Origin of the sequence: Duncaniella muricolitica, from assembly GCF_910574735.1 — a bacterium.
GTDB lineage: Bacteria > Bacteroidota > Bacteroidia > Bacteroidales > Muribaculaceae > Duncaniella > Duncaniella muricolitica.
Map to the genome: position 1 here is coordinate 20,922 of NZ_CAJTCF010000055.1, position 6,799 is coordinate 27,720.

Annotated in this window: 6 protein-coding genes; 2 read left to right on the top strand and 4 right to left on the bottom strand. The window is 51.2% G+C overall.

Annotated features, from left to right (window positions below; genetic code table 11):
- Window position 1: 1 nt before the first annotated feature.
- A complete protein-coding gene (locus tag QGT73_RS12050) occupies window positions 2-1,135 on the bottom strand; it encodes a DegT/DnrJ/EryC1/StrS family aminotransferase (protein ID WP_280122538.1) in 1,134 nt (377 codons plus the stop codon).
- Between the two features lie 2 nt (window positions 1,136-1,137).
- Window positions 1,138-1,551, bottom strand: coding sequence for a sugar 3,4-ketoisomerase (locus tag QGT73_RS12055; RefSeq protein WP_280122539.1), 414 nt, complete (start codon window positions 1,549-1,551; stop codon window positions 1,138-1,140).
- A gap of 100 nt (window positions 1,552-1,651) precedes the next feature.
- On the opposite strand from QGT73_RS12055, the gene QGT73_RS12060 reads away from it, so the two are divergent.
- Together QGT73_RS12060 and QGT73_RS12065 are read left to right on the top strand one after the other, a co-directional pair.
- Window positions 1,652-2,047, top strand: coding sequence for an L-rhamnose mutarotase (locus QGT73_RS12060; protein WP_280122540.1), 396 nt, complete (start codon window positions 1,652-1,654; stop codon window positions 2,045-2,047).
- A 144-nt stretch (window positions 2,048-2,191) separates the two neighbouring features.
- On the top strand, window positions 2,192-4,351 hold the full coding sequence (locus QGT73_RS12065) for an elongation factor G (protein WP_280122541.1): 2,160 nt from the start codon (window positions 2,192-2,194) through the stop codon (window positions 4,349-4,351).
- Between the two features lie 148 nt (window positions 4,352-4,499).
- On the opposite strand, the gene QGT73_RS12070 is transcribed toward QGT73_RS12065, so the two are convergent.
- Together QGT73_RS12070 and QGT73_RS12075 are read right to left on the bottom strand one after the other, a co-directional pair.
- A complete protein-coding gene (locus tag QGT73_RS12070) occupies window positions 4,500-5,852 on the bottom strand; it encodes a chloride channel protein (RefSeq protein WP_280122542.1) in 1,353 nt (450 codons plus the stop codon).
- Window positions 5,853-5,956: 104 nt separating this feature from the next.
- Window positions 5,957-6,691 carry a sensor histidine kinase gene (locus tag QGT73_RS12075; RefSeq protein WP_280122543.1) on the bottom strand — a complete coding sequence of 245 codons (735 nt, stop codon included), beginning with the start codon at window positions 6,689-6,691 and terminating at the stop codon, window positions 5,957-5,959.
- Window positions 6,692-6,799: the final 108 nt, after the last annotated feature.

A 6,799-nucleotide genomic window follows, 5' to 3' on the forward strand; every position in this document is an offset into this window, starting at 1 on the left:
GTCAGAGTGTTATATGATTGATTATTTCGCCTATTTCGGCGGCGTCTTTTACGGAGGTGCCTGTACCGATGGGGAGACTGATTATCTCACCGGCAAGAAGCTCGGTTACAGGGAGTGGGGCGTGGTCAAGACCGGCATAACATGGTTGCATATGAGGTGGGGTGGCATAGTGTATATCGGTCCCGACTCCGGCCTCGGCCAGCAGTTGTCTCATGCGGTCGCGTTTGCCACCGCGCACCCGTATCACATATTGGTGCCACACGTTGTCGGTTACGGCTTTCGACATGAGTGGAGTCACAACATCGGGGTGAGAGATGGTGCGTGAATAAGCTAATGCTCGGGCAAAACGGTCGGCGTTCTCTTCATCGGTGTGTGCCAGTTTGACATTGAGCATTGCCGCCTGTATGGGATCCATCCGGCAGTTGTATCCCTGATAGATGTTGTGATACCTGCGGTCGCTGCCATAGTTGGCCAAGGCTCTAATGGTTGAGGCGAGGAGTGTATCGTCGGTAGTCACTGCACCGGCATCGCCGAGTGCGCCAACATTTTTTGTGGGATAAAAGCTGAAAGCACCGGCATCACCGAGTGCGCCCGCATGCACTCCGCCTCCGAGTCCGGCAGTCACTGCCCGCGCGCCTATGGCCTGGGCACAGTCTTCAATGACTTTCAGCCCGTGGTTACGAGCGATGTTAACAAGAGTGTTGTCCCAGGCCACGCGACCATATAGATGGACAGTCATGATCGCCTTGGTCCTTTCGGTTATGGTGCTCTCTATCAGGCTTGTGTCGATGTTCATGGTAGAGACATCAACATCTATAAGTACCGGCTTAAGCCCTGCATCGCTGATGGCAAGCACCGAGGCTATGTAGGTATTGGCAGGGACAATCACTTCATCACCCTCCGACATAGCTCCGAGCACAACATAAGCCCGCAGTATCAGTCGCAGGGCATCCAGTCCGTTGCTCACACCTATGGCATGACATGAACCGGTCATCGCTGCGAGCCTGGACTCAAGTGACTCCACCTCTTCGCCTCCGATATATCGGCCGCTGCGGATGACACGTATGGCGGCCTCGGCCATTTCGTCCATATAGGGGCGGTTGACTTCGCCAAGATCAAGAAAAGGGTATTTCATGCTCATATCACAGGTCCTCTTTTTTTTGCCAAGGCGACAAACTCGTTGTAGTCTCTCACATAGTCCTCTTCGTCATACTTCATTGAGACGATTGACAGGCACACGCTTCCTGAGGCGAAGTTGTCGATGGTGCGCCATATGCCGGCCGGAATATAAAGTCCCTCAAACGGACGATTGAGTGTAAACGTCAGGCGAGTGAAACCGTCGGTGATATTAACGTCAAAACTTCCGCTTGTGGCCACGAGCAACTGTTGCATGGAGTGGTGGGAATGTCCGCCGCGCTCCTCGCCGGCAGGCACGTCATATATCCAGTAAGTCCGCGCTATTTCAAACGGCACCTGGTCACCGTCCTGCACGAATGTCAGATTGCCGCGCGGGTCGCATATCTTGGGTAATTGTATTATCTGTGGTTTCATTATGTATTCTATTATTGCAAAAGTAGTAATTCTTTTACAATTTCAGAGCCGTGAAACGCGAAAAATAGCTTATCTTTGCCGGGAATCAATATATAAACCTATGAATCACGACAACCCATCGGCCGGCTATCAGGTAAAGCAATACTCCGGCCCTGTAAAACGTTATTGCCAGACCCTATCACTTCGTGATGACCCACAGTTGATTGAGGAATATTGCCGTCTCCATTCCCCCGAGGTGCAGTGGCGAGAAATCCGCGACGGCATCCGTGCTGTGGGTATTCTCGAGATGGAAATCTATATTCTCGACACCTCGCTGTTCATGATAGTGGAGACTCCGCTTGACTTTGACTGGGACGAGGCCATGGCCCGTCTTGCCACTTTGCCTCGCCAAGCCGAGTGGGAGGCGACGGTAGCAGCCTTTCAGCTATGTCGGCCCGGCTCCACCTCTTCAGAGAAATGGAGACTGATGCGTCGCATCTTCCACCTCTATAAATAGGAGAGAGGAGAGTTTTTTGTGAATATGTTGTAAAACACATTCCGAATGTGTCGATTTGTGAAAAATTATCACTACTTTGCGGTCGCTTTATTACGATAAGGCGTCTTCTTACTATTGTTTAATACCTCAAGACCCATTCGGATCATGAAAGTCTATCAAACCAACGAAATTAAAAACATAGCCCTGCTTGGAAGCAAGGGCTCCGGTAAAACCACGCTCGCAGAGGCAATGCTCTACGAGTGTGGAGTGATAAAACGCCGTGGCACTGTTGAGGCCGGAAACACTGTTTCCGACTCCTTCCCTGTTGAAAAGGAGTATGGTTACTCGGTCTTTTCAACCGTATTCTATGCCGAGTTTCTTGGAAAGAAGCTCAATGTGATAGACTGCCCCGGAGCTGACGATTTTGTCGGCAACGCTATCACGGCTCTCAATGTCACCGACACGGGTGTCATTCTTATCAATGCCCAGTATGGCGTGGAAGTGGGCACACAAAATATCTTCCGCACCACTCAGAAACTCAAGAAGCCTGTTATCTTCGCTCTCAACCAACTTGACGGAGAGAAGGCCGATTATGAGAACGTAATCGAGCAGATGCGCGAGCATTTTGGCAACAAGATTGTCACCGTACAGTATCCCATACAGTGTGGAGCCGGTTTCAATGCCATGATCGACGTGCTGCTTATGAAGAAATACTCCTGGGGACCCGACGGCGGAGTCCCTGTTATCGAGGAGATTCCCGCCGACCAGATGGACCGCGCCAAGGAGCTGCATCAGGCTCTCGTGGAGGCTGCTGCCGAGAACGACGAGACTCTGATGGACAAATTCTTTGAAGAAGGCCATCTTACCGAGGACGAGATGCGTGAAGGCATACGTAAAGGCCTTATCGATCGTTCGATATATCCTGTATTCTGCGTTAGCGCGGCCAAAGATATGGGCGTGCGCCGTATGATGGAGTTCCTCGGCAATGTAGTACCATTCGTAGAGGATATGCCAGCGCCTGTCACTACCGAAGGTGTCGAGGTCAAGCCCGACAGCAACGGTCCTCTCTCTCTATACTTCTTCAAGACCACAGTTGAACCTCATATCGGCGAAGTCAGCTATTTCAAGGTGATGTCGGGTTCGCTGACACCCGGTGTAGACCTCGAAAACGTGACCCGAGGCACACGTGAACGCATTGCACAGATATATTGTGTATGCGGAAGCATCAAGACTCAGGTCGACAAGTTGTGTGCCGGCGACATCGGTGCCACAGTCAAACTCAAGGATGTGCGCACTGGCAATACTCTTGATGCCAAGGATTGCGATTACAGTTTTGATTTCATCCGCTTCCCCGAACCGAAATATCGTCGAGCAGTGCGTCCGGTCACCGAGAGCGATTCCGAAAAACTCATGGCTATCCTCACCCGCATGCATGAGGAAGATCCAACTTGGGTCATCGAGCAGAGCAAGGAACTTAAGCAAGTAATCCTTTCGGGTCAAGGAGAATTTCATCTTCGTACTCTCAAATGGCGCGTTGAAAACAACGATAAACTTCCAATTATATTTGAAGAACCGCGCATACCTTATCGCGAGACCATCACCAAGGCCGCGCGTGCCGACTATCGCCACAAGAAGCAGAGTGGTGGTGCAGGTCAGTTTGGCGAGGTGCACCTTATCATCGAACCATACACCGAGGGTATGCCGTTGCCCGACACCTACAAGTTTGGCAATCAGGAATTCAAGATGAGCGTTCGTGACACTCAGGAAGTGCCTCTTGCATGGGGCGGCAAGCTTGTGGTGCACAATTGTATTGTCGGTGGAGCCATTGACGCACGCTTTATCCCGGCTATTCTCAAGGGTCTCATGGACCGCATGGAGCAAGGCCCGCTCACCGGCAGCTATGCCCGCGACGTGAGAGTGTGCATCTATGACGGCAAGATGCATCCGGTTGATTCCAATGAAATCTCGTTCCGCCTTGCAGGACGCAACGCTTTCTCCGAGGCCTTCCGCAACGCCGGTCCCAAGGTACTTGAGCCCGTCTATGATGTTGAGGTAATGGTGCCGGGTGATGTTATGGGTGACGTCATGAGTGATCTTCAGGGTCGTCGTGCTATCATCATGGGCATGGAGAGCGACAATGGATTCGAGAAGATTATCGCCAAAGTCCCACTCAAGGAGATGAGCTCCTACTCGACAGCTCTCTCGTCGATTACTGGCGGACGTTCGGCCTTCACCATGAAGTTTGCTTCATATGAACTCGTGCCCTCTGACGTTCAGGACAAACTCCTGAAGGAGTATGCTGAAAAGGCTCAGGCTGACGATTGACATTAGATAAGAGACACAATAGGACAAAAAGTCTTAAAAGCGACAAGAGGTTTTATAATCACAGCAAATCAAATATTGTTTGCTCGGAGTATAAAACCTTTTGTCGCTTTTAAGTTTTTTGGTGTTTGTGGATTTATTGTCGTGTTGCTCAGTTGCGGGGCGCAGTGCCTCGTAAAGTCAGGGCCCATACAGTCGCATATGATGTTACCGAACAGATGGCCACGGGAAACATCATGCCGTAATAACCGGTCATTTCCACGACTATAAACATGGCCATAAGCGGGGCTTTTATTATTCCTGCCATAGCTCCTGCCATGGCTATCAAGGCACAGTTGCCAAGCGGAAGTGAAAGCCCGAAAAGCATGTTGAGGATACCGCCGAAGAAAAAACCTGCCATACATCCGGCAAAAAGTGTCGGAGCAAAGTCTCCGGCTACACCGCCGCCACTGTTGGTAGCGGTGCATGCAAACGATTTGACCACCGCGACACCTCCGCATACGAGCATTATAGTGTCAAGTGTAGGCCGGCCGTCCATGTGCCAGAAACTATAGTCGGTCATGGCTGTCAGGTTGCCGTCAATGAGTCGGGCCATTGTCTCGTAACCCTCGCCGTAAAGCGATGGGAATACAAATACAAGCACCGCAAGTATCACGCCTGAGAGCAAAGCCTTTAGCCATGGTGAACGGCACAATTCGAGCAAACGTTGCGTCAGCACGCCGACGCGTGAATAATAAATCGAATATAATCCACACAGTACTCCGAGCACTATGACCCAACCGCTCATGTGAGGGTCGAAATATTGGGGATGGTTCAGCGGGACGTCAAGTGAGAATCCTGTCATGCCATAGCTCGTCATGCCGCCTATCACACATGCGATGGTCAAGGCTATCACCGCTACCGTAGTCATTTCCATACCCATGACTTCGAGTGTAAACATCATGCCACCCACCGGGGCTTTGAAAATGCCGGCGATGCCCGCTCCGGCTCCGCAGCCGATTATAATCATCATGAGTCGTGGAGGCAGACCTACCCATCGGCCCAACTGGCTGGCCAACGCGGCTCCTGTCGATGCTATAGGCCCCTCAGCTCCGGCCGAACCGCCAAACCCAAGCGTCAGCGTCGAGGCCAGCACGGGGCCATAGGTGTATGTGGCAGGAATATTGTACTGACCGCGTCTCACCATGTCGCCGATTTTGTCGAGGCCATGCTCTATGTTGCGTTTCAGGCCATACCGTTGCAGAGCCACGGTGAGCAGAATGCCGGCGATCGGTATAGATAGCAATGCCCAGTTGACACCATGCTTGTGAAAATGCGACACAAGCAGAAGCGACAGCCATTTTATAGTCTCTTTAAGTACAAACGCTCCCAGTCCGGCCAAGAGGCCAACGAGTGCGGCAAGTACAAACAGTGATATGGAGGGTGGCAGTGATCCAAGATGCCACTCCTGAGAGGGAGAGGTTGAGGATGAGGGACGGTTGTTGTCGGGTGATATAGTTGACATCGTGACGGAGCAATAGGATGATTATACATTGTTTTTAACAATTACATTCCGTCAAGAGTTTTACAGTATAATATAATGAGGCGGTATGTGGTTTGAATGCAGACTTATCGAAATATTATGCCGAAACGTGTCAGCCCGTCGCTTCCGGAGGTCTGGATATTGAAGTGGCAACCGTGTTGTGTGAGTACGTCGGAGATGAATATCAGCCCCAGGCCCTGTCCGTCGGGCTTGGTTGAATAGAAGGGGGTGAACAGATGGGACGCGGCTTCGTCGGAGATGCCTGATCCGTTGTCAGTCACAGTAAGTGACTTTTCGGGTGACGAGTGTGTTTCTATGGTTATTTTGCCGTTGCTTCCCGGAGTGATAGCCTCAATGGAGTTTTTGATGATGTTGATAAGAGCCTGCTCAAACAGCATGGCGTCCAGTTCGACAATTACAGGTGCGGGAGTCTGGAGAATCTCCAGGCTCACATCGGCACGGCTACACATGGATTCAAGAAAACCACGCCATTCGTTTAGTTTGCAGTTGAGGTCAGTAGGGTGTAGGCGGGCTTCGGGTATCTTAACCACATCGGCATAAGCCGATATGAATTTGCTCATGGCCAAGCATCTTGCCGCGCAAGCGTCCATGGCCTCGGCCGTATAGGCGGCATCATTCATGTCTGACTCCCGTATGATGCTGCCGACAGTCTGTAGCATAGATGTGATGCCGGCGACCGAGTTATTTACTTCGTGTGAAATGATGCGTATCACTTTCTCATAGGCCCGCTTTTCGGCCTTGACCACCTCCTGTGTCAGTTGCTCTATGAGTATGAACGGGTGAGCATATCCGTTGTCCATAAACGGTGCGCCAGTCAAGGTAGTGTCTTAATAGTCCCTTTGGCAAGGATTAGGCAAGTGTTCTTTGAAAATGACCTATCATCACCGACTTATCTGTCCAACGAAAGA